The organism is Acinetobacter puyangensis, assembly GCF_900096995.1.
Taxonomy (GTDB): domain Bacteria; phylum Pseudomonadota; class Gammaproteobacteria; order Pseudomonadales; family Moraxellaceae; genus Acinetobacter; species Acinetobacter puyangensis.
The window spans coordinates 1-1,200 of sequence record NZ_OANT01000033.1 but is presented as its reverse complement, the minus strand read 5'-3'; the positions used below and the strand labels follow the sequence as shown (position 1 = coordinate 1,200).

1 protein-coding gene is annotated in these 1,200 nt (G+C 44.4%); it reads left to right on the top strand.

Annotation, left to right across the window (positions count from 1 at the left end; translation table 11 throughout):
• Positions 1–6 precede the first annotated feature (6 nt).
• Positions 7–1,197: an elongation factor Tu gene (tuf, locus tag CRO21_RS17415; protein WP_097080560.1), complete on the top strand. Its 1,191-nt coding sequence runs from the start codon at positions 7–9 to the stop codon at positions 1,195–1,197.
• Positions 1,198–1,200: the final 3 nt, after the last annotated feature.

Here is a 1,200-nt window from a genome sequence, read left to right as displayed (position 1 = left end):
ATCATCATGGCTAAAGCCAAGTTTGAACGTAATAAACCACACGTAAACGTGGGAACTATTGGTCACGTTGACCATGGTAAAACAACTTTAACAGCTGCGATTGCAACCATCTGTGCAAAAACTTATGGCGGTGAAGCGAAAGACTATGCAGCAATCGACTCTGCGCCTGAAGAAAAAGCGCGTGGTATTACAATTAATACATCACACGTAGAATATGATTCTCCAGCACGTCACTACGCACACGTAGACTGCCCAGGACACGCCGACTATGTGAAAAACATGATCACTGGTGCTGCGCAAATGGACGGTGCAATCCTTGTATGCGCGGCAACCGATGGTCCAATGCCACAAACACGTGAACACATCCTGTTGTCTCGTCAGGTTGGTGTACCTTACATCATCGTATTCTTAAACAAATGCGACCTTGTAGATGACGAAGAGTTACTTGAACTGGTAGAAATGGAAGTACGTGAACTTCTTTCTGCTTATGACTTCCCTGGTGATGATACCCCTGTAATCCGTGGTTCAGCTTTGGCTGCATTAAATGGTGATGCAGGTCCTTACGGTGAAGAATCAGTACTTTCATTAGTTGCTGCACTTGACTCTTATATCCCAGAACCAGAACGCGCAATCGACAAAGCATTCTTGATGCCAATCGAAGATGTATTCTCAATCTCTGGTCGTGGTACTGTAGTAACAGGCCGTGTTGAGTCTGGTATCGTAAAAGTTGGTGAAGAAGTTGAAATCGTTGGTATTAAAGATACAGTTAAAACCACTGTAACCGGCGTTGAAATGTTCCGTAAATTGCTTGACGAAGGTCGTGCAGGCGAGAACTGTGGTGTACTTTTACGTGGTACAAAACGTGAAGATGTACAACGTGGTCAAGTATTGGCGAAACCAGGTACAATCAAACCGCATACCAAATTTGACGCAGAAGTATATGTGTTGTCAAAAGAAGAAGGTGGTCGTCATACCCCATTCTTAAATGGTTACCGTCCACAGTTCTACTTCCGTACTACGGATGTAACTGGTGCGATTCAATTACAAGACGGCGTTGAAATGGTTATGCCAGGTGACAACGTAGAAATGTCAGTTGAATTAATCCACCCAATCGCAATGGACCCAGGTCTGCGTTTTGCGATTCGTGAAGGTGGTCGTACTGTAGGTGCTGGTGTTGTTGCGAAAGTAACTGCATAATCA